Annotated in this window: 23 protein-coding genes; 17 read left to right on the top strand and 6 right to left on the bottom strand. The window is 64.5% G+C overall.

Features of this window, described 5'->3' with window-relative positions:
• The 13 genes from WH367_RS02660 to WH367_RS02600 all read left to right on the top strand — a co-directional run bounded on the left by WH367_RS02660 (position 1) and on the right by WH367_RS02600 (position 14,958).
• Positions 1–1,416, top strand: coding sequence for a UDP-N-acetylmuramoyl-tripeptide--D-alanyl-D-alanine ligase (locus WH367_RS02660; protein WP_339534133.1), 1,416 nt, complete (start codon positions 1–3; stop codon positions 1,414–1,416).
• Positions 1,410–2,588 carry a phospho-N-acetylmuramoyl-pentapeptide-transferase gene (mraY, locus tag WH367_RS02655; RefSeq protein ID WP_339519706.1) on the top strand — a complete coding sequence of 393 codons (1,179 nt, stop codon included), beginning with the start codon at positions 1,410–1,412 and terminating at the stop codon, positions 2,586–2,588. The genes WH367_RS02660 and mraY overlap by 7 nt, the downstream gene beginning before the upstream one ends.
• Positions 2,589–2,593: 5 nt before the next feature.
• Positions 2,594–4,579 (top strand): UDP-N-acetylmuramoyl-L-alanine--D-glutamate ligase, encoded by a 1,986-nt coding sequence (gene murD / locus WH367_RS02650; protein WP_445228059.1) that lies wholly within the window; start codon positions 2,594–2,596, stop codon positions 4,577–4,579.
• Entirely contained in the window at positions 4,576–5,844 is a 1,269-nt protein-coding gene (gene ftsW / locus WH367_RS02645; protein ID WP_339534056.1) for a putative lipid II flippase FtsW, read from the top strand. Before murD ends, ftsW begins: the two co-directional genes overlap by 4 nt.
• Positions 5,841–6,905, top strand: a complete 1,065-nt coding sequence (gene murG / locus WH367_RS02640) for an undecaprenyldiphospho-muramoylpentapeptide beta-N-acetylglucosaminyltransferase (protein WP_021026166.1) — start codon at positions 5,841–5,843, stop codon at positions 6,903–6,905. The genes ftsW and murG overlap by 4 nt, the downstream gene beginning before the upstream one ends.
• Entirely contained in the window at positions 6,902–8,335 is a 1,434-nt protein-coding gene (gene murC / locus WH367_RS02635) for a UDP-N-acetylmuramate--L-alanine ligase (RefSeq protein ID WP_339534054.1), read from the top strand. Before murG ends, murC begins: the two co-directional genes overlap by 4 nt.
• Positions 8,332–9,306: a D-alanine--D-alanine ligase gene (locus WH367_RS02630; RefSeq protein WP_445228054.1), complete on the top strand. Its 975-nt coding sequence runs from the start codon at positions 8,332–8,334 to the stop codon at positions 9,304–9,306. The genes murC and WH367_RS02630 overlap by 4 nt, the downstream gene beginning before the upstream one ends.
• A 30-nt stretch (positions 9,307–9,336) precedes the next feature.
• Positions 9,337–10,122 (top strand): cell division protein FtsQ/DivIB, encoded by a 786-nt coding sequence (locus WH367_RS02625; RefSeq protein ID WP_232539438.1) that lies wholly within the window; start codon positions 9,337–9,339, stop codon positions 10,120–10,122.
• 59 nt (positions 10,123–10,181) lie between these two features.
• Positions 10,182–11,411 carry a cell division protein FtsA gene (gene ftsA / locus WH367_RS02620; RefSeq protein WP_021026170.1) on the top strand — a complete coding sequence of 410 codons (1,230 nt, stop codon included), beginning with the start codon at positions 10,182–10,184 and terminating at the stop codon, positions 11,409–11,411.
• Positions 11,412–11,576: 165 nt separating this feature from the next.
• Positions 11,577–12,824, top strand: coding sequence for a cell division protein FtsZ (gene ftsZ, locus WH367_RS02615; protein ID WP_021026171.1), 1,248 nt, complete (start codon positions 11,577–11,579; stop codon positions 12,822–12,824).
• A 277-nt stretch (positions 12,825–13,101) separates the two neighbouring features.
• Positions 13,102–14,025 (top strand): UDP-3-O-acyl-N-acetylglucosamine deacetylase, encoded by a 924-nt coding sequence (lpxC, locus tag WH367_RS02610; protein WP_021026172.1) that lies wholly within the window; start codon positions 13,102–13,104, stop codon positions 14,023–14,025.
• A 15-nt stretch (positions 14,026–14,040) separates the two neighbouring features.
• Positions 14,041–14,217: a hypothetical protein gene (locus tag WH367_RS02605; RefSeq protein WP_021026173.1), complete on the top strand. Its 177-nt coding sequence runs from the start codon at positions 14,041–14,043 to the stop codon at positions 14,215–14,217.
• A 255-nt stretch (positions 14,218–14,472) separates the two neighbouring features.
• Positions 14,473–14,958: an RcnB family protein gene (locus tag WH367_RS02600; RefSeq protein ID WP_021026174.1), complete on the top strand. Its 486-nt coding sequence runs from the start codon at positions 14,473–14,475 to the stop codon at positions 14,956–14,958.
• A 254-nt stretch (positions 14,959–15,212) separates the two neighbouring features.
• Here WH367_RS02600 and ruvC read toward each other — a convergent pair whose 3' ends face one another.
• The 6 genes from ruvC to WH367_RS02570 form a co-directional block, all read right to left on the bottom strand.
• On the bottom strand, positions 15,213–15,761 hold the full coding sequence (ruvC, locus tag WH367_RS02595; RefSeq protein WP_182343568.1) for a crossover junction endodeoxyribonuclease RuvC: 549 nt from the start codon (positions 15,759–15,761) through the stop codon (positions 15,213–15,215).
• 33 nt (positions 15,762–15,794) lie between these two features.
• Positions 15,795–16,583, bottom strand: a complete 789-nt coding sequence (locus tag WH367_RS02590) for a transglycosylase domain-containing protein (protein ID WP_339534052.1) — start codon at positions 16,581–16,583, stop codon at positions 15,795–15,797.
• Positions 16,584–16,639: 56 nt separating this feature from the next.
• Positions 16,640–17,485, bottom strand: a complete 846-nt coding sequence (aroE, locus tag WH367_RS02585) for a shikimate dehydrogenase (RefSeq protein ID WP_339534051.1) — start codon at positions 17,483–17,485, stop codon at positions 16,640–16,642.
• A 134-nt stretch (positions 17,486–17,619) separates the two neighbouring features.
• Positions 17,620–18,492, bottom strand: a complete 873-nt coding sequence (locus tag WH367_RS02580; protein ID WP_339519719.1) for an energy transducer TonB — start codon at positions 18,490–18,492, stop codon at positions 17,620–17,622.
• Between the two features lie 9 nt (positions 18,493–18,501).
• Complete coding sequence (locus tag WH367_RS02575) at positions 18,502–20,568, bottom strand: ribonuclease catalytic domain-containing protein (protein ID WP_339534050.1); 2,067 nt, start codon at positions 20,566–20,568, stop codon at positions 18,502–18,504.
• A gap of 105 nt (positions 20,569–20,673) precedes the next feature.
• Positions 20,674–21,264, bottom strand: a complete 591-nt coding sequence (locus tag WH367_RS02570) for a YqiA/YcfP family alpha/beta fold hydrolase (RefSeq protein WP_339534048.1) — start codon at positions 21,262–21,264, stop codon at positions 20,674–20,676.
• Between the two features lie 151 nt (positions 21,265–21,415).
• Here WH367_RS02570 and rodA point away from each other — a divergent pair, with 151 nt between their 5' ends.
• The 4 genes from rodA (at position 21,416) to WH367_RS02550 (ending at position 26,164) form a co-directional block, all read left to right on the top strand.
• Complete coding sequence (gene rodA, locus WH367_RS02565; protein ID WP_339534046.1) at positions 21,416–22,588, top strand: rod shape-determining protein RodA; 1,173 nt, start codon at positions 21,416–21,418, stop codon at positions 22,586–22,588.
• A gap of 139 nt (positions 22,589–22,727) precedes the next feature.
• Positions 22,728–24,218 carry a metalloprotease TldD gene (gene tldD, locus WH367_RS02560; protein WP_021027762.1) on the top strand — a complete coding sequence of 497 codons (1,491 nt, stop codon included), beginning with the start codon at positions 22,728–22,730 and terminating at the stop codon, positions 24,216–24,218.
• A 420-nt stretch (positions 24,219–24,638) separates the two neighbouring features.
• Positions 24,639–25,793 carry a 3-deoxy-7-phosphoheptulonate synthase gene (locus WH367_RS02555; protein ID WP_027011094.1) on the top strand — a complete coding sequence of 385 codons (1,155 nt, stop codon included), beginning with the start codon at positions 24,639–24,641 and terminating at the stop codon, positions 25,791–25,793.
• A 59-nt stretch (positions 25,794–25,852) separates the two neighbouring features.
• Entirely contained in the window at positions 25,853–26,164 is a 312-nt protein-coding gene (locus tag WH367_RS02550) for a hypothetical protein (protein ID WP_021027764.1), read from the top strand.
• The last annotated feature ends 128 nt before the right edge of the window (positions 26,165–26,292 follow it).

Here is a 26,292-nt window from a genome sequence, read left to right as displayed (position 1 = left end):
ATGATGACCCTGCAGCAGGCGCTGGGCTTCATTGAGCCCTTTGTCCCCCAGGCCCGGCTGGTGGGGGATGGTGCTGTGCCGCTGCTGCGCGTCCACTCGGACTCGCGCAGCCTGCAGGCGGGCGATTTGTTTGTGGCGCTCAAGGGTGAGCGCTTTGATGCCAACCAGTTTCTGGCCCAGGCCCAGGCGGCAGGTGCAGCGGCCGCGCTGTGCCATGCCGACCCGGCCGAGGCTGGCCTGCCCGGCATTGTGGTGCCCGATACCCTGGCGGCGCTGGGCGCACTGGCCACGGGCTGGCGTGCGCAGTTCCCGCTGCCGCTGATTGCGGTGACGGGCAGCAATGGCAAGACCACGGTGACCCAGATGCTGGCCTCGATCCTGCGCGCCCATGCGGGTGATGCGGCCTGGGCCACGCGTGGCAACCTGAACAACGAGATCGGCGTGCCGTTGACCCTGCTGGGCCTGACGGCTGCGCACCGCGCTGCCGTGGTCGAGCTGGGTATGAACCACCCTGGCGAAATCGCCGTGCTCGCCGCGATGGCGCAGCCCCAGGTGGCCCTGGTCAACAACGCGCAGCGCGAGCACCAGGAGTTCATGCACACGGTGGAAGCCGTGGCCCGCGAAAACGGCAGCGTGCTCGCCGCGCTGCCGGCCGATGGCGTGGCGGTGTTCCCTGCTGGCGATACCTACACCCCCTTGTGGCAAGCACTGGCTGCCGGCCGGGCGACCTGCCTGTTCGGCGAACAGGCCGATGGTGCCCAGGCCTATGCCAGCGATGTGCGGTGGCAAGAGGGTGCCTGGCATTTGCAGCTGCACCTGCCCGGTGGCGCTGCGCCCGTGGTGCTGCAGATTGCTGGCCGCCACAACGTGCGCAATGCCTTGGCCGCCGCTGCTTGCGCCCATGCCGCCGGTGTGCCGCTGGCTGCGATTGCCCAGGGCCTGTCGGCGTTCGAGCCGGTCAAGGGCCGTTCGCGCGCGCTGGCCCTGCCCATCGCCGGCCGCAGCCTGACGGTGGTCGATGACAGCTACAACGCCAACCCGGATTCGGTGCAAGCCGCGATCGAGGTGCTGGCCGAGCTGCCTGCGGCCCAGCTCTTGGTGCTGGGTGATATGGGCGAGGTGGGTGACCAAGGGCCCCAGTTCCATGCCGAGGCCGGTGCGCTGGCCAGGCAGCATGGCATCGCCCAGTTGTTTACTTTGGGTGCCCAAAGCCAGTCGGCCGCCGAGGCCTTTGGTGCGGGTGCTCAGCATTTCGAGAGCATGCCTGCCTTGCAGGATGCGGTGTGCAAGTTGATGCCTCAGTTGGGCAGTGTGTTGGTCAAAGGTTCGCGGTTCATGAAGATGGAGCAAGTGGTGCAGGCGATGCAGTCGTGCGCAGACAAGGGCCTGAACGCCCATGAGGAGGCCGCATGCTGATTGTGCTCGCCAGCTGGTTGCAAAGCCTCTCGCCCGAGTTCGGCTTTTTGCGCATCTTCCAGTACCTGACCTTCCGCGCGGTGATGGCGGCGATGACGGCGCTGGTGATCGGCTTGGTGGCTGGCCCCAAGGTCATCCGCACCTTGTCGGCGCTGAAGATCGGCCAGCCCATCCGGGGCTATGCGATGCAAAGCCATTTGAGCAAGAGCGGCACCCCCACGATGGGCGGCGTGCTGATCCTGCTGGCGATCACCATCTCGACCGTGCTGTGGTTTGACCTGTCCAACCGCTTTGTCTGGATCGTGCTGATCGTCACCTGGGGCTTTGGTGCCATTGGCTGGGTCGATGACTGGCGCAAGGTGGTCAACAAGGACCCCGAAGGCATGCGCTCGCGCGAAAAGTATTTCTGGCAGTCGGTGCTGGGCCTGGCCTCCGCGCTGGCCCTGGTGTTCTGCATCTCGGAAAACACCAATGCCGAGGTCTGGAGCCTGTTCGTCAACTGGGTGCAGTCGGGCTTCTCGCTGGATCTGCCGCCCAACGCTGGCCTGATGGTGCCCTTCTTCAAGCAGGTGAACTACCCGCTGGGCGTGCTGGGCTTTGTGATCATGACCTACCTGGTCATCGTGGGCGCGAGCAATGCAGTCAACCTGACCGATGGTCTGGATGGCCTGGCCATCATGCCGGTGGTGATGGTCGGCTCGGCCCTGGGCGTGTTCGCCTATGTGACCGGCAGCGTCAATTTCTCGCGCTACCTGCTGTTCCCGCACATTGGCGGCACCGGTGAGCTGCTGGTGTTCTGCTGCGCAATGACCGGCGCGGGCCTGGCCTTCCTGTGGTTCAACACCCACCCGGCCCAGGTCTTCATGGGCGATGTGGGCGCGCTGGCGCTGGGCGGCGCGCTGGGCACGATCGCGGTGATCGTTCGGCAAGAGATCGTGCTGGCCATCATGGGCGGCATCTTTGTGGCCGAGGCCGTGTCGGTGATGATGCAGGTGGTCTGGTTCAAGTACACCAAGAAGCGCTATGGCGAAGGCCGGCGCCTGTTGAAGATGGCCCCCTTGCACCACCATTTTGAAAAGAGCGGCTGGCGTGAAACCCAGGTCGTTGTGCGTTTCTGGATCATCACGATGCTGCTGTGTCTGATCGGTCTGTCTACCTTGAAGCTGCGGTGAGCACCATGTCAACCGAGCACCTCCACCCCCTTGACCCTTTGGCAGAAGCCGCAGCTGCGCCCCTGGCGCCAGCGGTAGTGCCGGTGGCTGCGGCTGAGCTGGCGCAGCCTGCCGCGTTGCAGCCTGAGGTGGCAGCGCCTGGCGCCGATGCGCAAGTGCTGGCACAGCCCTTGGCTGAAGATGAAGCCCCCGTGGACGCGGCTGCGGACGAAGCAGCCGTTGTGGCTACCGATGCTGCGGATGCTGAAGTGCCCCCCGTTGCCGACGCCTCGGCAGTGGACATGGCCCCGGTGCCCGATGTGTCGACCCTGACGGCCGCCAAGGATGCGGCGGCCTTTGTCGCGCAGATCTTTGCCGATCCTGGCGTGTCGGACGCTGCCAGCAGCGAGGTGACCGCGGTGGATGTACAGCCCCAGGAGGCCGAGGTGGTCTATGCCCCGGTGCCGGCCCAGTGGCCGCAGGGGCAAGAGCATCCGCTGCAAGGCCAGCAGGTGCTGGTGCTGGGTTTGGGTATCTCGGGCCTGGCGATGGCGCGCTGGTGTGTGCGTTGCGGCGCCCAGGTGACGGTTGCGGATACGCGCGATGCGCCATCCCATTTGGCGCAGCTGCGCAGCGAGCTGCCGGAGGTGCGTTTTGTCGCCGGTGTGTTGTCCGCTGCGCTGGTCGATGGCCAGCCGGTGCGTGTGGTCTACCGCTCGCCCGGACTGAGCCCCGAAACCGTAGCCCCCGTCGTTGATGCGGCGCGCGCCATTGGCTTGCCGGTCAGCGGCGAGCTGGATCTTTTCAGCCTGGCCCTGCAGTCGCTGGCCCAGGCCCATGGCTATGCGCCCAAGGTGCTGGCGATCACGGGCACGAATGGCAAGACCACGGTCACGTCGCTCACGGGGCAATTGCTCGCGCATGCCGGCATGACCACGGCCGTGGCCGGCAATATCGGCCCCAGCCTGCTCGATACGCTGTCGCAGCACATCGATGCCCAGAGCCTGCCCCAGGCCTGGGTGCTGGAGCTGTCCAGCTTCCAGCTCGAAGATGCGCATGCCTTCAACCCGACGGCAGCGACTGTGCTCAATATCAGCCAGGACCACCTGGACTGGCATGGCAGCATGGAGGCCTATGCAGGCGCCAAGGCCAAGATTTTTGGCAGCGATGCGCTGATGGTGCTCAACCGCGACGACCCGGCCGTGATGGCCATGCTGCCGCCGCCCGTGCGCGTCAAGCTGCAGCGCCCCCAACTGCGCCCGCACATCAGCTTTGGCCTGGATCTGCCCACGCAGGTGGGCGACTACGGCATGGAAGTGGTCAACGGCATGGCCTGGCTGGTGCGTGCGCAGGACGATGGCAACAGCGCCAGCAACAAGCGCAACCAGACAGCCGCAGACGATGTGTTCCTGCAGCGGCTGATGCCCGCCGATGCGCTGCGCATCCGGGGCCGCCACAACGCGATGAATGCGCTGGCCGCGCTGGCGCTGGGCCATGCGGCAGGTGCCGGTTTCGCCCCAATGCTGTTTGGCCTGCGCGAGTACCGGGGCGAGCGCCACCGGGTCGAGCCCATCGGCATCGTCAGCGATGTGGAATATTTTGACGACAGCAAGGGCACCAATGTGGGCGCCACAGTGGCCGCGCTGATGGGCCTGGGTGCCGAGCGCCGCATCGTGCTGATCCTGGGCGGTGAGGGCAAGGGCCAGGATTTTTCGCCGCTGGCCACGCCCGTGCTGCGCTATGCGCGCGCCGTGGTGCTGATCGGCCGCGACGCGCCGCTGATCGAAGCCGCACTGGCCGACACCGGTGTGCCGATGTTGCACGCAGCCAGCATGGACGATGCCGTGCTGCTGGCCAGCCAGAAGGCGGTCGCAGGCGACGCGGTGCTGATGTCGCCGGCCTGCGCCAGCTTTGACATGTTCCAAAACTACGGCCACCGCGCCGAGGTCTTCTGCCAGGCCGTTGCGGCGCTGGCCGAAGAGCGCGGCACCAGCCTGGAGGTGCAGCCATGAGCGCCGATACCGGACTGCGCAGCAGGTTCTCGGGCTGGTTCAAGCCAGCCGGGGAAAAGCCTGTCGATATCCTGCCTGTGCGCGTGGGCGGCAATGAATACCGCCAGACGCCGTCGAGTGCCACCAATATCTTTGGTGCCGACCAGGTGCTGATCTGGCTGGTGGTGGCCATCCTGTCCTGGGGCATCGTCATGGTGTTCTCGGCCTCGATCGCGATGCCGGACAACCCGCGCTTCGGCAAGATCGCGCATTACTATTTCTTCCAGCGCCACCTGATGAGTGTGGGGCTGGGCTTTGTGGCGGCGGTGCTCACCTTCCAGATCCCGATGAAGGTCTGGGAGCACTGGGCGCCCTGGCTGTTCATTGCCTCGATCCTGCTGCTGATTGCGGTGCTGATTCCGCATGTGGGCACGGTGGTCAATGGCGCGCGCCGCTGGCTGTCGCTGGGCATCATGAACTTCCAGCCCTCCGAGCTGGCCAAGATCGCGGTCATCATGTATGCCGCCGATTACATGGTGCGCAAGATGGAGGTCAAGGAGCGCTTCTTCCGCGCGGTGCTGCCGATGGGGCTGGCCGTGGGCATCGTCGGCGCGCTGCTGCTGGCCGAGCCCGACATGGGCGCCTTCATGGTGATCGCCGTGATCGCGATGGGCATCCTGTTCCTGGGCGGCGTCAATGCTCGCATGTTCTTCCTGATCGCGCTAGTGCTGGTAGCAGCCTTTGCGCTGATCGTGATGACCTCGGAATGGCGGCGCGAGCGGATTTTTGCCTACCTCGATCCCTGGAGCGAAAAGCATGCGCTGGGCAAGGGCTACCAGCTCTCGCATTCGCTGATTGCGATTGGCCGGGGCGAGATCTTTGGCGTGGGCCTGGGCGGCAGCGTCGAGAAGCTGCACTGGCTGCCCGAGGCGCATACCGACTTCTTGCTGGCGGTGATCGGCGAGGAACTGGGCCTGGTGGGCATCATTGCGCTCTTGGGTCTGTTCTTCTTCATGATCCGCCGCATTGTCGAGATCGGCCGCCAGGCGATCCGCATGGACCGTATCTTCTCCGGCCTGGTGGCGCAGGGCATTGCGATCTGGCTGGGCTTTCAGACCTTCATCAATGCCGGTGTGAACCTGGGCGCCTTGCCCACCAAGGGCCTGACCCTGCCGCTGATGAGTTTCGGCGGCTCGGCGATCTTGATGAACCTGGTGGCGATTGCCATCGTGCTGCGCATCGATTGCGAAAACAAGGCCATGGGTGCCGGGGGGGCGCGATCATGAGCGGCAAGACGGCACTGATCATGGCGGGCGGCACTGGCGGCCATATCTTCCCCGGCCTGGCCGTGGCCCAGGAGCTGCGCAGCCGTGGCTGGACCGTGCACTGGCTGGGCGCGCCCGACAGCATGGAAGAGCGCCTGGTACCCCCCCAGGGCTTTGCGCTGGAGCGGGTGGCGTTCTCGGGCGTGCGTGGCAAGGGGCTCATGTCCCTGGTCGGCATGCCGTTGCGCCTGTTGAAGGCCTTGCAGCAGGCGCGCGCCGTGCTGCGCAAGGTCCGCCCCGATGTGGTTGTGGGCATGGGTGGCTACATCACCGTGCCCGGCGGCCTGGCGGCCAAGCTGGCCGGTGTGCCCATCGTGCTGCATGAGCAGAACTCGGTGCCGGGCATGGCCAACAAGCTGCTGGCCCGCATGGCCCAGCGCGTGTTCAGCGCCTTCCCCCATGCGATTGACGGCGGTCAGTGGGTGGGCAACCCGCTGCGCGCCGAGTTCCTGCAGCAGCCAGAACCTGCTGAGCGCTTTGCCGGCCGCAGTGGCCCGCTGCAGCTGCTGGTGGTGGGCGGCAGCCTGGGCGCCAAGGCCTTGAACGAGGTGGTCCCTAAGGCGTTGGCGCGGATGGCACCCGAGACCCGCCCGGTGGTCACGCACCAAAGCGGCGCCAAGCAGATCGATGCACTGCAGGCCAATTACGCAGCCGCTGGTGTGCAAGCCAGCCTCACCCCCTTTATCGACGATGCGGCCAAGGCCTATGCGGATGCCGATGTCATCGTCTGCCGCGCCGGCGCCAGCACGGTGACCGAGCTGGCCGCCGTGGGCGCTGCAGCGGTGTTTGTGCCGTTTCCGGCGGCGGTGGATGACCACCAGACGGCCAATGCGCGCTTTCTGGTGGATGCCGGCGCCGGCTGGTTGGTGCAACAAAGCGTGTTGACCCCGGAAAACCTGGCTCAGATGCTAGAGAATATGCAGCGGACGGGCCTGGTGGACATGGCCCAAAAGGCAAAGAAAATGCAGAAATTGGAAGCCGCCCAAGCAGTGGCGGATGCCTGCGTGGAGGTGGCACGATGAAACACGCCATCCAACGCATTCATTTTGTAGGTATCGGCGGTGCCGGCATGAGCGGCATTGCCGAAGTGCTGCACAACCTGGGCTATGTGGTCTCGGGCTCGGACCTGTCGGACAGCAGCACCATGGCGCATCTGCGCGATGCCGGTATCACCACCTTTGTGGGCCATGATGCGGCGCATATCGCCCAGGCCCAGGCCGTGGTGACATCGACGGCGGTGCAGGCCGACAACCCCGAAGTGGTGGCCGCCCGGGCCATGGGAATTCCGGTGGTGCCGCGCGCGCTGATGCTCGCCGAGCTGATGCGCCTGCGCAAGGGCATCGCGATTGCCGGCACCCATGGCAAGACGACCACCACCAGCCTGGTGACCAGCGTGCTGGCCGAGGCGGGGCTGGACCCGACCTTTGTCATTGGCGGCAAGCTCAACAGCGCCGGCGCCAATGCACGCCTGGGCAGTGGTGAGTACATCGTGGTCGAGGCGGACGAATCCGATGCCTCGTTCCTGAACCTGCTGCCCGTGATGGCGGTGGTCACCAACATCGATGCCGACCACATGGACACCTATGGCCATGACTTTGGCCGGCTCAAGACGGCCTTTGTCGATTTTTTGAACCGCATGCCGTTTTATGGCAATGCGGTGGTCTGCATCGACAGCCCGGCCGTTGGCGACATCATCGAGCGCGTGGCCTGCAAGGTCACGACCTACGGCCTGGGCGAGAACGCCCAGATCCGCGCTGTGAGCCTGCAGGCCGACAACGGCCAGATGCGCTTTACCGTGCAGCGCCGCCTGGCCCAGCCCTTGCCCGATCTGGAGGTGGTGCTGAACCTGCCTGGCGAGCACAACGTGCTCAATGCGCTGGCCGTGGTCGGTGTGGCGGCTGCCATCGGCATCGATGACGCAGCGCTGCAGCGGGCGCTGCAAGGCTTCAAGGGCGTGGGGCGCCGTTTTCAGCGTTATGGCCAGGCCCAGCTGCCCAACGGCGGCGAGTTGACGGTTATTGACGATTACGGACATCACCCTGTCGAAATGGCTGCCACCATTGCGGCCGCGCGCGGCGCGTTTCCAGGCCGCCGGCTGGTGCTGGCCTTCCAGCCGCACCGCTACACCCGCACGCGGGATTGCTTTGAGGATTTTGTCCAGGTGCTGGGCGGCGCCGATGCGGTGCTGCTGGCCGAGGTGTATGCCGCTGGTGAGACGCCCATCGTGGCGGCCGACAGCCGTGCGCTGGCCCGCGCGGTGCGTGTGGCTGGCAAGGTGGAGCCGGTGTTTGTCGAGCAGATCAGCAGCCTGCCCCAGCAGATTCTGGACCAGGCGCAGGACGGCGACGTGCTGCTGTGCATGGGCGCGGGATCGATTGGTGCGGTGGCTGCCAAGGTGATGGCATTGGCGGGTGGGCAAGAGCGTGTAGCGCCGCAGGGGAGCGCGGTATGAGTGAAACCATGAACAATATTGATGTGAAGGCCTTGGGCAAGGTCGCGGTGCTGATGGGCGGGAGCTCGGCAGAGCGCGAGGTGTCGCTGATGTCCGGCAAGGGCGTGCTCGCTGCGCTGCAGTCCAAGGGGGTGGATGCGCATGCGTTTGACCCCTCGCAGCAGGACCTGGGCGAGCTGCGCAAGCAAGGCTTTGCGCGCTGCTTCATCGCGCTGCATGGCCGCCATGGCGAAGACGGCACGGTGCAAGGCGCGCTGGAGCTGCTGGGCATTCCCTACACCGGCCCGGGCGTGATGGCCTCGAGCATCGCGATGGACAAGATCATGACCAAGCGCATCTGGCGCTTTGAAGGCCTGTCCACCCCTGAGTGGCGCATGGCCGCCAGCGAGCAGGACACGCGCGATGCGCTGGCCGCACTGGGCGCGCCAATGATCGTCAAGCCTGCACGCGAGGGCTCGACCATTGGCCTGTCCAAGATCAGCAGCCCCGAAGAATGCGCCCAGGCCTATGCGCTGGCCTCCCGCTACGACCCCGAAGTGCTGTGCGAGCAGTTCATCGAGGGCATGGAAACGACGTGTGCCGTGCTGGGCCAGGGCCGCAGCGCCAAGGCGCTGCCGGTGATCAAGATCGTCGCGCCCGAAGGCAACTACGACTACCAGAACAAGTACTTCACCGACACCACCCAGTATTTCTGCCCCAGCGAGCTGCCAGACGAGATGGAAGCGGCGATCCGCGACCTGGCGGAAAAGGCCTTCCGCACCCTGGGCTGCCGGGGCTGGTCGCGTGCCGATGTGATGGTGCGGGCTTCGGACCAGCAGCTGTTCCTGCTGGAGATCAATACCTCGCCGGGCATGACCAGCCATTCGCTGGTGCCGATGGCCGCCCGTGCCACCGGCATGAGCTATGAAGACCTGTGTTTGCACCTGCTGGCCCATGCATCGAGCGATGCGGCCCAGGGTGCGGAGCTCTAAGACAAGGAGATGAGATCCATGGAGCAGACCATGCCAGTCCCCTTCGACGTCAAGCTGATGAACATGCTGGCCACGGCATTGTTCCTCGGCTGCGGCGCGTTGCTGGTGCTGGCTGGGGTGCGCTGGGCCATCCACCATCCGGCGCTGAGCATTGCGCGCATCGTGGTGCAGGGCGAGCTCGAACACAACAGCGCCGTGTCGCTGCAGGCCAATGTGATGCCGTCCTTGAAGGGCAACTTCTTCACGATGGACCTCGATGAGACGCGCCGGATCTTCGAGCAGGCGCCCTGGGTGCGCCAGGCGCGCATCAAGCGCGAGTTCCCCAGCACCTTGGCGGTGACGATCACCGAGCAGGATGCGACGGCGATCTGGGGCGCGGAGGGCGAGTCCCGCCTGCTCAACAGCGAAGGCCAGATGTTTGAAGGCGACTCGGCCGACCCCGATCTGCTGCACCTGCCGCACCTGTCGGGCCCGGCTGGGCGCTCGCAAGAGGTGCTGGCTATGTTCCGCGCGCTCGCGCCCATCTACGCCAAGCTCGACAACGCGCTGGTGGCGCTGGCCGAGTCGAACAGCGGCAGCTGGAAGGCCACCTTGCAGTCGGGTGCAGTCATCGAGATGGGCCAGGGCCGGGAGGATGTCCTGAGCGAGCGGGTACGTAAATTTGTTGAATCTTTGCCTGAAGTCACCGGTACCTACAGACGCAGCGTGGCATCGCTGACGTCGGCGGATCTGCGCCATGCCGGGGGCTATGCGGTGCGCATGCAAGGGGTGACCACGGGCACCTCGGCAGCGGGCCGGGCGCCAGTCAAAAAATAAAACACAGAGATGCGAAACATGAACCATACCAATCACTTGATCAGCGAGGGCTACTGACTATGGCGCGAGATAGCAAAGACGTGGTCGTCGGCCTGGACATCGGCACCGCCAAGATCATGGTGGTCGTCGCCGAGGTGCTGGGCAATGGCGAGCTCAAGCTGGCAGGGCTGGGCGTGGCGCCCAGCAACGGGCTCAAGCGCGGTGTGGTGGTGAACATCGATGCGACGGTGCAGAGCATCCAGCAGGCGCTCAAGGAGGCCGAGCTGATGGCCGACCTGAACATCCAGCGCGTCTACACCGGCATCACCGGCAGCCATATCCGCGGCATCAATTCCAGCGGCATGGTGGCGGTCAAGGACAAGGAAGTCTCGGCCGCCGATGTGGCGCGCGTGCTGGACACTGCCAAGGCGATCAACATCCCGTCGGACCAGCGCCTGCTGCTGGTCGAGCCCCAGGAGTTTGCGATCGACGGCCAGGATGTGCGCGAGCCCATCGGCATGAGCGGTCTGCGCCTGGAGTCCAAGATCCATATCGTGACCGGGGCACAAAGCGCGGCCGAGAACATCATCAAATGCGTGCGCCGCTGCGGGCTGGAAGTCGAGCAGCTGCTGCTCAACCCGCTCGCCTCCAGCCAGGCGGTGCTGACCGATGACGAGCGCGAGCTGGGCGTGTGCGTGGTCGATATCGGCGCGGGCACGACCGATGTGTCGATCTTCACCGGTGGCGCGATCCGCCACACGGCGGTGATCCCGATTGCTGGTGACCTGATCACCAGCGACATCGCGATGGCGCTGCGCACGCCGACCAAGGACGCCGAGGACATCAAGGTCGAGAGCGGCTGCGCCAAGCAGCTGCTGGCCGATCCCGACACGCAGGTCGATGTGCCCGGTCTGGGTGACCGGGGCCCGCGCCTGTTGAGCAAGCAGGCGCTGGCCGGCGTGATCGAGCCACGCGTCGAAGAAATTTTCTCGCTGGTGCAGCAAGTCATCCGCGAGTCTGGTTATGAGGAGGTGCTGTCGTCGGGCATTGTGCTGACGGGCGGCAGCGCGGTGATGCCGGGCATGGTGGAGCTGGGGGAAGACATCTTCCTCAAGCCCGTGCGACGCGGCATTCCCAAGTATTCCGGCACCCTGGCCGAGATGGTTGCGCAGCCCCGTGCTGCCACCGTCATGGGCCTGCTGGAAGAGGCCCGCATGGCCCGCATGCGTGGCTACAAGGTGGCCCAGAAGTCCGGTTCGGTGAAATCGGCATTTGGGCGTTTGAAGGACTTTATTGTGGGGAACTTTTAACCATGCATGACACCACTTGTTGGCTGGCGCAAAGCAGCCCTTCAAGGCTCAAAGGGTATGACCCTTGGAGACCTAAAGGGCCACCAGCAATCCATTGTTCATTAAAGAGTGAATTATTCGTAACCCATTTTTCTCATGTTGACGCGAGAGCGAGAGGAGCAGGCAATGACCATCGAAATGTATGAAGGCAACACATTCAACCAAGGCACCCAGATCAAGGTGATCGGCGTCGGTGGCGGTGGTGGCAATGCGGTCGAGCACATGATCGCCAACAGCGTGCAAGGTGTCGAATTCATTTCGGCCAACACCGATGCGCAAGCGCTGGAGCGTTGCCATGCCCACCGCGTGATCCAGCTGGGAGAGACCGGCCTGGGCGCGGGCAGCAAGCCTGAGAACGGCCGCGAGGCTGCCGAATCCGCGATCGAGGACATCCGCGCTGCGATCGTGGGCTCGCACATGCTGTTCATCACCGCCGGCATGGGTGGTGGCACCGGTACCGGTGCTGCCCCCGTGATCGCTCGCGTCGCCAAGGAAATGGGCATCCTGACCGTGGGCGTGGTGACCAAGCCTTTCGAATGGGAAGGCAAGCGCCGCATGTCCAACGCCGATGGCGGCCTGAGCGAGCTCGAAGCGAATGTCGACTCGCTGATCGTGGTGCTCAACGAGAAGCTGCTCGATGTGCTGGGCGACGACATCACCCAGGACCAGGCCTTCGCCCATGCCAACGATGTGCTGAAGAACGCGGTCGGTGGTATCTCCGAGATCATCAACGACCACGGCTACATCAACGTCGACTTTGCCGACGTGAAGACCGTGATGAGCGAGCCCGGCAAGGCGATGATGGGTACGGCAACGGCCAGCGGCCCGGACCGTGCACGCATCGCTGCGGAACAAGCCGTCGCTTGCCCGCTGCTGGAAGGCATCGACCTGTCGGGCGCCAAGGGCATCCTGGTGCTGGTCACCGCGACCAAGGGCAGCCTCAAGCTGGCCGAATCGCGCCAGGCGATGAGCACCATCAATGCCTACGCCTCGCCAGAGTCGCATGTCATCTTCGGCGCGGCCTATGACGAGACGCTGGGCGACGAGATCCGCGTGACCGTGCTGGCCACCGGCCTGTCCCGTCCCGTGGCCAAGCGCCAGCCCATCTCGGTGATCCAGGGCAGCGCAGGTCTGCGTACCGGTACCGACGACATCGCCTACACTCCCCAGTCGGTCAACAGCCCCGTCTCGGGTCTGGGTGTGCAAAACGCAGTGCCCATGGGCAATGCCTTTGCCAACGACTTTGCCGACAAGAAGACCCCCTCGGTCTGGCGCACTGGCCGCAATGCGGCTTCGGCCCGCGTCGATGCGATGTCTTCGAGCGGCATGGAAGACCTGGAGATCCCCGCCTTCCTGCGCAAGCAGGCGGACTGATCGCCTTGCGGGGCTTTCGTTGAAGCCAGTCCAGCCTCTGGGATGGACCGGGCTTTGAAGACAACGCGCTGAAACCTTTCAGGGGTTCAGCGCGTTGTTATTAGAGGGCTGCGTGGTTGTTCGTTGTCCCGTCCGCTGTCCGTGCAAGCACGGGGGTAGCGGCTTTGTGCACAGATTGGCCGGCAAGGCAAGTGTTTGTCCTACAAGGCTTGCACTATCTGGGTGATTGGCATTTTTGCGCGTCCCAAGCGGGCGTACGGCGTAAAATCAACGAGTTATGCTCCAGCAACGAACCATCAAGTCTTTAACCCGTGCCGTGGGCGTGGGCCTGCACAGCGGCCAGCGGGTCGAGCTCACCTTGCGCCCTGCACAACCCAATACGGGCATTGTGTTTCGCCGGGTGGACCTGCCCGAGCCGGTCGATATCCCCGTCAACGCCGAAGCGGTGGTGGACACCCGCATGGCCTCGACCCTGGGCAAGGGTGATGTGCGCATCCATACGGTGGAGCATGTGATGTCGGCCTGCGCCGGCCTGGGCATCGACAACCTCTATATCGACGTGACGGCCGAGGAAATCCCGATTCTCGACGGATCGTCGGCCTCCTTTGTGTTTTTGCTGCAGAGCGCCGGTATCGAGCTGCAAAACGCGCCTAAGCGCTTTTTGCGCCTGACCAAGCCGGTCGAAATCCGCCAGGGCGAGGGCGCTGCGCAAAAGTGGGCGCGCCTGGACCCCTACCATGGCTACAAGCTGCGTTTCGAGATCGACTTCTCGCACCCGGCGGTGGATTCCACCGGCCAGACCTATGAGTTCGACCTGGGCATCGGCAACTACAGCCGCGATATCGCCCGCGCCCGCACCTTTGGCTTTACCAAGGATGTGGAAATGCTGCGCTCCAACGGCCTGGCATTGGGTGGTGGTCTGGACAACGCCATCGTCATGGACGACTACAAGGTGCTCAACAGCGACGGCTTGCGCTATGACGACGAGTTCGTCAAACACAAGATCCTCGATGCCATCGGTGACCTCTACATCGTGGGCTATCCCTTGCTGGCCGCCTACAGCGCGTTCCGCTCGGGCCATGGCCTCAACAACCTGCTGCTGCGCGAGCTGATGCAGCGCCAGGATGCCTGGGACATCGTCACCTTTGACCATGTGCGCGAAGCCCCGCAGGGCTTTGCGCAGTCTGCGCTGGCCTGGTAAGTCTGGGCTGCACGGATGCTGCTGTTTCGCTGGATCTTCATGCTGCTGGTGCTGATGGCAGCCCTCAGCTTTTGCTTTTACCTGGGCACCGGCCAGCGCCGCTACCGCCAGTGGTCCCTGCTGCTGGTCAAATGGACCGTGGTCGCGGGCCTGGCCTTCTTTGCGGTGCTCTTTGTCGGCCGCATGGTCTGAGCCAGACCGGCCTGGGGCAGGCCGCGCGACAGGTAAAGTGCGGTAAACCCAGGCTTGCCCCGGGCGGGCCAACACCGGCCCCAGCCCTCTGCCCATGCGGCTTTGCCGCCTCCTTCCCAACTTTACAAATGACACATACCGGTGCGCAGCACCGGCCTTGGGTAAACGATGGCGCGCCGACAGGCGTTAAATCTGCATGGGGGCATGCTTGCCGCTCGCACCAGCAGCCGCTGGTTCATCAGAAAGGATTCCGTCATGAACAAGCACCGAAGCCGTTTTAGCCGTCTGGCCGGCATGGGCAGCCTGGCCCTGGCATTGGCCGGCGCCCTGGCTTTTAGCGCGCCTGCACAGGCCCAGCCCGATGGACGCCATGGTGACCGCCATTACCAGCGCGATGACCGGCGCGACCATGCCGACCACCGCCGCTGGGAGCGTGAACGCGAGCGGGACCGCCGCTACCGCGAGCAGCAGCGCCGTGATTACCGCCATGACCACCGCCCACCTCCCCGTGTCGTGGTCGTGCCAGACCGGGGCCGTGGCATCGGCCCGCGCAATGACTGGTACCGGGGCGGCTATGTGCCCGCACCTTACCGTGGCTACAGCTATGTGGTGGGCGACTGGCGCGGCCACCGCCTCAGCGCTCCACCCCGGGGCTACCAATGGATCCAGTACGGCGGTGACTACCTGCTGATCGCCATTGGCACCGGCCTGATCGCCAATATTGTCATCAATGGTTATTGAGCCGCCGCGAAGTCGCGATAATTGAGGGTTTGCATGGTGCCCACAACGAACCTTTGTGTGGCGCCACGCTCCAAAGCTTACTTTGGTGGTTGCACCTTATGCCGAGCGCTGCTTCACGGAGCGCACGGATCCACGCATAAGGAGCCTGTAGCCGGCCAGACCTGTGCACGCTAGCGATGCACAGGTTTTTTTTTGCCTGCGCGCTGCAGGCGGAGTGGTTCACCAGGCCGCAGAGGCACCCGGTGGGTGCTTGCCTAGTAGCTGCGCCCGGCCTTGTACATCGCGTGCTGGCGGCGTTGCAAGGGGCTGGCCTCGGCCATGCGTGCCATTGCCAGGCCGGCATGGGCATGGGTGATCGCCAGGCCCAGCGCATCGGCTGCATCGGTGCCGGGCAGGCCGGGCAGCTGCAGCAGGCGGCGCACCATCTCCTGGATCTGGTTCTTGGCAGCGCGCCCATGGCCGACCACGGCTTTTTTCATCTGCAGCGCGGTGTACTCGGCAACCGGCAGGTTCTGCGACACCAGCGCCGTCAGCGCGCAGCCCCGGGCCTGGCCCAGCAGCAGGGTGGACTGGGGGTTGACGTTGACGAACACGATTTCCACCGAGGCCATGTCGGGCTGGTAGCGTTGGCTGACTTCGCAGATACCGTCAAAGATCATCTTCAGGCGGCCGGGCAGGTCGCCCAGGTTCAGCGTGGTGGTGCGGATGGTGCCGCTGGCCACATAGGACAGGCGCTGGCCATCGACGTCGATGACGCCAAAGCCGGTGGTCTGCAAGCCAGGGTCGATGCCAAGGATTCTCATGCGTCTCAAAAGGGGTGGGCGCGAAGGCGCCTGTCAGGGAAGCTCAGCATAGCGCATACGTGCTGCGATGGTGGCGCTGCGGCGGTTGAGGTAGGCGGAGTTGGGGTTCTTGTCGGCACCCTTGGGGTTGGGCAGCATGACGGCCAGGCGCGCTGCTTCATAGGCGCTCAGCTGGGCGGCCGGTTTGCCAAAGTAGCGCTGGGCGGCGGCCTCGGCGCCAAACACGCCGTCTCCCCATTCGGCATGGTTGAGGTACAGCTCCAGAATGCGCTGCTTGCTCAGCAGGAACTCCAGGGTGTAGGTCAGCAGCAGCTCCTGGCCTTTGCGCAGCAGGCTGCGCTCCGACGACAGCAGCAGGTTCTTGGCCAGCTGCTGGGTAATGGTGGAGCCGCCCATGATCCTGGCGGGCGGGCCGGCTTGCACTGCGCTGGGGTCAAAGGCCTCGCCACGCCGCTCGGCCTGGGCCTGGGCGCGTGCCAGGGCCTTTTCCCTGCGCTGCTCGGCGCGCTCGATGGCCTTGGCATTGCGCGCGCGGGCCTTTTCAATCGCATCCCAGAGCACGCCATCGTGGTTGACAAAGTCGTCGTCCTCGGAGGCGATCACCGCGCGCTGCAGGTTGACCGATATCTGCGACAAGGGCTGCCATTGCTGGCGCCAGTGCAAGCGCCCATCCTGGCGCAGCTGGCGCCAGGCTTCGCTGCGCTCAAAGGCGGTGGAGGCCGGGTCCACACTGGCCATCATCGCAATGCGGGCGACAAAGAACAGCTGCAGCGCGATGCCCAGCAGCAGTGCCCAGCCGATCCAGCGCGCAATCGCTTTCATCGGCGGGGCCTGCGGGCTAAGGCGGGGAGAGGGCTGGGAACCATCGGCGCCTGCGCTCAGTGGGCGGCCAGTTCGCTGCGCAGCTGCGCCAGCACCGGCAGGGAGGGGGGGCGCACGCCGCGCCACAGCGCAAAGGCCTCGGCCGCTTGCTCGACCAGCATGCCCAGGCCATCGCGGCCCTGGGCGCCGTGCTGCGCGGCCCACTGCAAAAAGGGCTGGGCGGCGGGGCCGTACATCATGTCGTAGGCCAGCGCGCCGGGGCGCAGCAACGCGCCGGGCACTGGGATGGCCGCGCCTTGCAGGCTGCTGGCGGTGGCGTTGATCACCACATCGAAGCGGCCTTCGAGTGTGCCCGCTTCCAGCGCCAGCAACTGGGTGGCCGAGCCCTGGGCCAGGTCGGCATGCTGGTCCACCAGATCCTGGGCCTTGGCATGGGTGCGGTTGCAGACCACGAGCAGCGCCGGTGCCTGGGCAATGAGCGGTGCCAGCGCGCCGGCAGCGGCGCCGCCGGCACCCAGCAGCAGCACGCGCTGGCCGGCGAGCGCCACCCCCGCATTGCGCACGATATCGGCCACCAGGCCCAGGCCATCGGTGTTGTCGGCGTGGATGCGGCCATCGGCGCCCACCACCAGGGTGTTGGCCGCGCCCGCACGCAGCACGCGCTCGCTGCGGCTGTCGGCCAGGCGCGCGGCGTCGAGCTTGAAGGGAACGGTCACATTCATGCCCCGGGTACCGGCCTGCACCAGCTGGCGCAGGGCCGCGTCAAAACCGTCCAGCGCCACCAGCTCGGCCTCATAGACCAGCGCCTGGTCGGTCAGCTGCGCAAACAGCGTGTGGATGCGGGGTGAGCGGCTGTGGGCAATCGGGTTGCCCATCACGCAATAGCGGTCTGGAAGGGGCATGGTCGTAAGGGCCTGGGCCGTAGCGGCTGCGCGGTGAAGGCGCTGGCCGCGCATGGCAGAAAAAAGGGCATGCGCTGGGCATCCGGTGGCGGCGCAACGCGGCCCGCCAGCATGGCGCTCAAGCGCCTGCCACTTTACTGCAAATTGGCCGTTTCCAATGTCTGCTCGCGGGTGAAGCGGAATTTGGAGACGACGGCAATCTGGTCGGCCTTGGCGCGCAGCGCGGGGCCAAAGTGGCCAAAGGGGCCGCTGCTGACGGCAATGGCCTCGGCCCGGCGGTCGAGCTGCTGGTTGCCCGAGCTTTTGTAGACCTCGGTGCCCAGCACCCGGCCGTCGTGGTTGACGGTCATGATCATCACCAGCTCGCCATAGAGCTTGCGGCCACCGGCTTCGGGGAAGTTGCTGGTGCCCCGGTCCTCGACCTTGCGGCGCAGCTGGTCGTAGTAGATGGCGAACACCTCTTCGCGCGTGGCGGGGCTGATGTAGCGCTTCTTGGGGCGGGCGTTTTCTTCGTGGATGCGCTTTTCGATCTCGGCGAGCATCTTGAGCAGCTGCTGGTGCTTTTCTTCCTGCTCGACCTCCGCCTGCGAGGCGCTGGCCTTGCGCGTATCGGGCGGCTGGTACTGGGCCAGCTGGTTGCGCAGGTCGGCCAAGAGCTGCATCTGCTGGGTCTGCATGGCATCGAGCTGGCGCTGGCGCTCTTCAAAGTCATCACCCATGTTGGTGATGGCCGAGTAGGGCATGGGGCTGGTGGCGCGCTCCTGGCTGTTGGCCGATTCGCCGCCGCCGGCCAGGTTGGCCTGGGCGACGGCCTGGGCCTTGTCAGGCGGGGCGTCGTTGGACTTGGCGTTGACCAGAATCACTTCGAGCGGGGTGTCCTCGAACACCCGGTCAAAGGCCTGGGGGTCGACAAAGCGGATGCTCAAGATGGCGGCGTGCACCAGCACGGACACGGCCAGCGCCAGTTGCAGCGTGGACAGCGATCGAAGAAATTGGAAAAACTTCACGGTTCCGGGTTAATCGGTTTTTGTGGTCGCCGCGTCCTCACCGTCGCCCATGTCCACCGCGATTGCGATGGGCCCAGCCACAGCCTCCTCCTCATCTTCTGGCGACTCTGTCTCGGCCTGGTTGGCCTGTTCGTCGTCCAGTCTCTCCAGCACGGTTCCGGTCACATCCAGCGTGATCTCGTCGATCTCGCCGAGCTTGACCCGGACCTGGGCACCACGCGGCAAACTCTGCGCGCCCAGCACCGGAAACACCAATGGTAGTTCATCTGCACGCACCAGCATGCTGCCTGCCGGGCCTTCCTTCATAACTGTTGCAGTGAGGTCACTGATGCTGTTCTGCGCCAGGTACTTCAAGGTCCAGTAGCGCTCCATGCCGGCCTGGTAGCCGTTGTAGGCGCTGTAGGCCGCATCAAAGCCGCTGATGATGGAGAACAGTTCCGCATCCTTGGGCTTGAATGGGGCGACCAGCGCGGCGGTGGCACCATGGCGCGCGCAGGCGATGATCTGCCACTGGTTGACCAGGTCGGTGTAGCGGCGCAGCGGCGAGGTGGCCCATACATAGCTTTTGACGCCGATGCCGGCATGCGGCAAGGCCTTGGTGGACATGCGCACCTTGATGCCGGGTGCCAGGCTGGCCTGGCTGCGGTAGATGCCGGGCACACCATAGTCGGCCAGCAGCTGGCCCCAGCTGCTGTTGGCGACGATGGCCGCCTCGGCCACGATCAGATCGAGCGGCGCGCCGCGCTTGCGCACGGAGATCTGCACCGTCTCGCTGCCGTTGGGCACCTGGTCGCCATTGCCTTGCAGACGGAAGTTGTAGTCCGGGCGGTTGAAATTCTCGGGCTTGCCGCGCACCACTTCGCGGCCGGCCTTGAGGTGGCGCGAGAGGCGGTAGAGAAAGCTCAGCTCGTCGCGCTTGTCCAGCAGCGGCTGGGGCGTGTCCTCGACCTGCAGTGCCGGGTCGGTCAGCCAGGCTTCGGTGGCGATGTGGTCGAGCTTGTCGTAGCGGAAGTTGCTAACTACCGGTACGCGCTCCAGGCGCGTTTCCTTGTTCAGCACCTCCAGCGTTGCTTCGTCGTAGGTGACGTAGAGCGAGACGGCGGGGTTGGCGCGGCCCTCATCCAGGGTGTAGATCTGCACCACTTCATCGGGCAGCATCGTGACCTTGTAGCCTGGCATGTAGACGGTGGAGTAGCGGCTGCGGCCCAGATGGTCAAGCGCCGAGCCGGGCTCGATCGCGAGACCAGGTGCTGCAATGTGCACGCCGACGATCACCTGGCCGGTGCCCAGGCCTTGTACCGACAGCGCATCGTCGATTTCGGTCGTGGCCGAATCGTCGATGGAGTAGGCCTCCACCGTGGCCAAAGGCAGATCGGCAGGCGGCAGGGGCGCGGTGACGGCCGGGAAGCCCGTGCCCTTGGGGAAGTTGTCAAACAAAAAGCGCTGCCAGTGGAACTGGTAGGACGAGTCGATGGCGCCGGCCTGTTGCAGCAGCGCCAGCGGCGCGAGCTGCGCCTTGCGGCTGGCTTCGACCACGGCCTTGTACTCAGGCGCGTTCTTGTCCGGGCGAAACAAGATCTTGTAGAGCTGCTGCTGCACGGGCGCAGGGCACTGGCCGTTGACGAGTTCGGCCGCCCAGCCGTCGATCTGGGCCTGGATCTGGGCCTTTTTCTCGATGGCGGCCAGCGCTTGCTGCACGATCTCGGCCGGCGCCTTCTTGAAGCGGCCCTTGCCGGCGCGGCGGAAGTAGTGCGGTGCTTCAAACAAGGTGAAGAGCGCCGCCACCTGTTCGGTGATCGAGGCGTTCTCCGAGAAGTAGTCGCGCGCCAGGTCGGCAAAGCCAAACTCCTGCTCGGGCGCAAACTCCCAGGCAAGCTGGGGGTCGATGTCCGCCGACAGGGTTTGCGCCTGTGCGATCAGCTCCGCAGGCGTGGGCTTGTCAAATTTGAGAAGCAGGTTCGCTGCTTTGACCTTGACCCGTTTTCCGGAGTCCAATTCAATTTGGGCGGAGCTTTCAGCTTCGGAGAGGATACGGCCGGCCAAAAATTTGCCAGCGTCGTCAAACAGTGCATACATAGCCGGGCATTTTCCCATGCTGGATGGTGCCGGGGCGCGCTCGCAGGGTTTTTTGCGTGGGGGCTCTGGCCGGCCCACGGCGGGCAGGCCTGCCAGCGCTGGTTTTTACCAGCCCAGAAACTTGTCGATCTGCGGCAGATAGCTCTCGAAGTTGGACAGCGCATGGTCGCTGCCCTCGTCCAGCAGCAGCTGGGCGGCGGGGTAGCGCGCGACCATGTCCTGCCAGTGCAGCACCTCGTCGCCCATGGCGGCAATCAGCAGCTGGGCCGCGGCAGGGGGCTGGCCGTTGACGTTCAGTGCCTGCAGCTCGTCCAGGTATTCCGGGCGGAAGAAGAAGGATTCTTCCGGGTTGTGCCAGGCCGTTTGCTCGCCCAGGTGCTGCGCCAAGGTGACCCAGGGCGTTGTCGAGGGGTTGATCATCACGCTCTTGCAGCGCAGCTGCTGGGCCACCCAGCTGGCGTAGAAGCCGCCCAGCGAGGAGCCGACGACCGCCAGGCTGTCGGGCGGCAGGCCAGCCCAACTGCGGGTGGTTTGGAGCAGCAGATCGGCCGCTTGCCGGGGCGAGGCGGGCAGTTGGGGGGCTGACCACACCACATGCGGGCGGGTGTCTTCGATATGGCGTTGCAGGCGCTGGGCCTTGGCCGATTGGGGGGAGGAGCGAAAGCCGTGCAGGTAGAGCAAGTGGGTGGTCGTCATACACAAATGATAGCGCCCAGACCGCCACTGCTAAGGCCTTGACAACCTTAGTTGTTTTGTTGAATTGATTTGGTTCGGGTGACACAGGTAAAACCGGTCTTTACCGCTAGCGCTGGCGGCCATTCTGTGCCAAGCAGAGATAATGGCGGCCATGTCCGAAGTTCTTGATAAACCGAATCTGTTCCAGCGTCTCATGCCGATGCTGCGCGGTTATGACTGGCCGCTGATCTTCATCATCGGCACCCTGGCCGCCATCGGACTGACGGCCATGTATTCCGCCGGGTTTGACCATGGCACCCGCTTTTCCGACCATGGCCGCAATATGCTGCTGGCGCTGGGCATCTTGCTGGTGGTGTCGCAGATCCCGCCGCACCGCCTGGCCAGCTTTGCGCTGCCGCTGTATGGCTTGGGCGTTGCGTTGCTGATCGCCGTGGCGCTGTTTGGCATCACGAAGAAGGGCGCGCAGCGCTGGGTGAACCTGGGCATCGTCATCCAGCCCAGTGAGCTGCTGAAGATTGCGATGCCGCTGATGCTGGCCTGGTGGTTCCAGCGCCGCGAAGGGGCCTTGCGCCCGGCCGATTTTGTCGTCGCGTTTGCGATTCTCGTCATCCCGGTGGGCCTCATCATGAAGCAGCCCGACCTGGGCACGTCGCTGCTGGTGATGGCTGCGGGCCTGGCGGTAATCTATTTTGCCGGCCTGTCCTGGAAGCTGATCATCCCGCCGGTGCTGATTGGCGTCATCGGCCTGCTGCTGATCGCCATCTATGGCCACCATCTGTGCGAAGACGGTATGGACCTGGTGGTGCTGCATGAGTACCAGCGCCAGCGCGTCTGCACCTTGCTCGACCCCACCCGCGACCCGCTGGGCAAGGGCTTTCACATCATCCAGGGGATGATTGCCATCGGCTCGGGCGGCTTTATGGGCAAGGGCTTTATGGCGGGCACGCAGACCCATCTGGAGTTCATCCCTGAGCGCACCACCGACTTTATCTTTGCCGCGTTTTCTGAAGAGTTCGGCCTGGCCGGCAACCTGCTGCTGATCTTTTTCTTCCTGCTGCTGGTCTGGCGCGGCCTGGCCATTGCGATGCGCGCGCCCACCTTGTTTGGCCGTCTGATGGCCGGTGCGGTGGCGATGATCTTTTTCACCTATGCCTTCGTCAACATGGGCATGGTCAGTGGCATCCTGCCGGTGGTGGGTGTGCCCCTGCCCTTTGTCAGCTATGGGGGCACGGCCATGGTCACCCTGGGGCTGGCGCTGGGGATCTTGATGTCGGTCGCCCGATCGCAGCGCCAGCTGGCGCGGGAGCAGGCGCCGCGCCTCTAGCGGACAGGTGCAGGCCAGGCTTTGCCATTGAAAACACCCCCGCCAGCCGCAGATACGGGAGAGGTGGCAACTGGCCCGCTGGCCACCGCAAATCAACGCATGGGCCCACGGCCATTGCGCAAGCCCTAAAATCGCCTCTATGAATGCACCTTTTGACCTTGCTGTGGCCAAGCCGCTGGCGGCTTCTACCGAACAACGACTGGATATAGCGCGCAGCCTGCTGCTGACGCCTTTTGGTCTGGATGACAGCCATCTGGCGCGCGCGCTGGCGGATATCCGCGCCCACAAGGTGGACGATGCAGACCTGTACTTCCAGTACACCCGGGCCGAAGGCTGGAGCCTGGAAGAGGGCATCGTCAAGACGGGCTCCTTCTCGATCGACCAGGGCGTGGGCGTGCGCGCGGTGTCCGGCGAGAAGACGGCCTTTGCCTATTCGGACGACATCTCGCTGGCATCGCTGTTGGATGCCGCCCATACGGTGCGCAGCATTGGGGCGCAAAGCCAGTCGCGCCAGGTCAAGGTGCCTGCCAAGAAGATTGCGCTGAGCCGCTCGCTCTACCCCGATCTGGACCCGATCTCCACGCTCGACAGCACCGCCAAGGTCGCCTTGCTGGAAAAGGTCGAGAAACTGGCCCGTGCCAAGGATCCGCGCGTCAAGCAGGTGATGGCAGGTCTCGCCGCTGAACACGATGTGGTCCTGGTCGCCCGTGCCGATGGCACCCTGGCTGCCGATGTGCGCCCGCTGGTGCGCCTGTCGGTCACGGTGATCGCCGAGAGCAAGAGCCGCCGCGAAGTGGGCTCGGCCGGCGGCGGTGGCCGCTTCGGTCTGGCCTATTTTGACGATGAACTGGTGCAGCAGTATGTGGACGAGGCCGTCAAGGCGGCACTGGTCAACCTGGAATCGCGCCCCGCGCCAGCCGGCGTGATGACCGTGGTTCTGGGCCCGGGCTGGCCCGGTGTGCTGCTGCATGAGGCGGTGGGCCATGGCCTCGAAGGCGACTTCAACCGCAAGGGCTCGAGCGCCTTCAGCGGCATGATCGGCCAGCGCGTGGCGGCCAAGGGCGTGACGGTGCTGGACGACGGCACGATCGCCGACCGCCGCGGATCGCTCAATGTGGACGACGAGGGCCAGCCGACCCAGCGCAATGTGCTGATCGAAGACGGCATCTTGAAGGGCTATATCCAGGATGCGATGAATGCGCGCCTGATGAAGGTCAAGCCCACCGGCAATGGCCGGCGCGAGAGCTATGCCCACATCCCCATGCCGCGCATGACCAACACCTACATGCTGGGGGGCGACAAGGATCCGCAGGAAATCATCGCCTCGATGCAAAAGGGCCTGTATGCAACCAACTTTGGCGGTGGCCAGGTCGATATCACCAGCGGCAAGTTTGTGTTCTCCGCCAGCGAAGCCTATTGGGTCGAGAACGGCAAGATCCAGTACCCCGTCAAGGGCGCCACCATCGTGGGCAGCGGCCCCGAGTGCCTCAAGCACGTCAGCATGATCGGCAACGACATGCGCCTGGACAGCGGCGTGGGCACCTGTGGCAAGGAAGGCCAGAGCGTGCCCGTGGGCGTGGGCCAGCCGACCATGCGTATCGATGGTTTGACGGTGGGCGGTACGGCCTGAGCGATCCAAATAGCCGCTGCTTAGGCGGCTACAGCCAGAATCAACCAAACGCCTGCGCGGTTTCTGCCGCGCAGGCGTTTGTTTTTTGACATCTTTCTGCAGTGTGTCTTTCTCAGCTGCGCAATAAAAATGCGTATAGAAACAAATTGACAAAACAATGGTGTGATTTCAATTTTGAAATCTTATTTTTTGCAATTTTTGTGCGTTTTATACAGAATGATGAATTGCGCCGCCCGCAGATGTGGTACATTGAAAAACATGCAAGCACGTAGCGCTTTTACCTTTTACTTTTGGTTCTCTGTCCCAGGCGGACGAGAGGTCTAAAAGCGCGCGAGCACCTAAACCTCCAGACAACCGCCGAAGCTGAAAAGCCCGGCGGTTTTTTGTTGCATAAACCACCCACACATTCAGGATCCTTAGATGACTCAGCAAGCCCAACCCACAAGCGATGCTTGGTATCGCGGTGTCGAGAAAACAAGCCAAACCGACGACCAACGTATCAAGGACATTACTGTGCTGCCGCCACCCGAGCATCTGATTCGCTTCTTCCCCATCAACGGCACGCCCGTTGAATCGCTGATCAGCAACACCCGCCAAAACATCCACAACATCATGTCCGGCGCGGATGACCGCCTGCTGGTCATCATCGGCCCCTGCTCGATCCATGATCCGCAAGCCGCGCTGGAATACGCCCGCCGCCTCAAGGCCGTGCGCAAGCAGTACGAAGGTACCTTGGAGATCGTCATGCGGGTCTACTTCGAAAAGCCCCGCACCACGGTGGGCTGGAAGGGCCTGATCAACGACCCCTACCTCGACGAGAGCTACCGCATCGACGAAGGCCTGCGCATTGCGCGCCAGCTGCTGATTGAGATCAACCGCCAGGGTGTGCCCGCGGGCAGCGAGTTCCTGGACATGATCTCGCCCCAGTACATTGGCGACCTGATCAGCTGGGGCGCGATTGGCGCGCGCACGACGGAGAGCCAGGTGCACCGCGAGCTGGCCTCGGGCATCTCGGCGCCGGTGGGTTTCAAGAACGGCACCGATGGCAACATCCGCATCGCCACTGACGCGATCCAATCGGCCAGCCGCCCGCACCATTTCCTGTCGGTGCACAAGAACGGCCAGGTCGCCATCGTGCACACCAAGGGCAATACCAACTGCCACGTGATCCTGCGCGGCGGCAAGACGCCCAACTACGATGCCGTCCATGTGGCCGCCGCCTGCAAGGACCTGGAGGCCGCGCACCTGCCCGCCACCTTGATGGTGGACTGCAGCCATGCCAACAGCAGCAAGCAGCACGAGAAGCAAAAAGAGGTGGCGCGCGATATTGCCCAGCAGATCGAAGGCGGCTCGCGCAGCGTGTTTGGCGTGATGATTGAAAGCCACCTGCAAGCCGGCGCGCAGAAGTTCACCCCGGGCAAGAACGATCCGGACAGCCTGGAGTACGGCAAGAGCATCACCGACGCCTGTCTGGGCTGGGACGACTCGCTGGAGACCTTGGCCGAGCTGTCCGACGCGGTGCAGGCCCGCCGCGTGCGCGCAAATACCGAGGAGCGCGCCGCTGCAACGGTGTAAGCTGGCGGCTTTGGGGCGGCCGCTGCCCGCCCCGTTTGCACCACCAATAAGGGATTGTCATGCGCAATGAAGTACGGGTTCTGCTCGAGGATGGCCAAGAGTTTGTCCATGGCTTTGACAGTGCGGAGGCCATGTCCAACGAGGACGGGCGCCGCTGGCTGGACCAGGAATTTCTGCGCATGGACTGCGAGCCGCTGCGCGCCAGCGGCAAGGTGCTGATCGTCGACAAAGTTGTCGTTGTTGCCAAGGCCGCCGGCGCCCCGCTGCTGGGTGATGCCCAATGGCTGGCGCAGTTTGCCCGTGCCAGCGTAGGCGCGGTGGGCCGGCCCACGGTGGTGGTGAACACCAAGGCGATGACGGCCTCGTTTTAAGCGTTCTCACTGCCCGCCTGACCTCAAAGCGCGAGCCGCTGGGTTCGCTCACCACGCCAAAAACCCGCTCGACAATGAGTGGGTTTTTTCTATTGTGGAGAATGCATCGTTAATCAACCGCTATGGAT

The sequence above is a fragment of the Comamonas sp. MYb21 genome (genome assembly GCF_037479395.1).
Taxonomy (GTDB): domain Bacteria; phylum Pseudomonadota; class Gammaproteobacteria; order Burkholderiales; family Burkholderiaceae_C; genus Comamonas.
The sequence above is the reverse complement of the archived record's forward strand: the minus strand, read 5'-3'. Positions and strand labels throughout refer to the sequence as shown.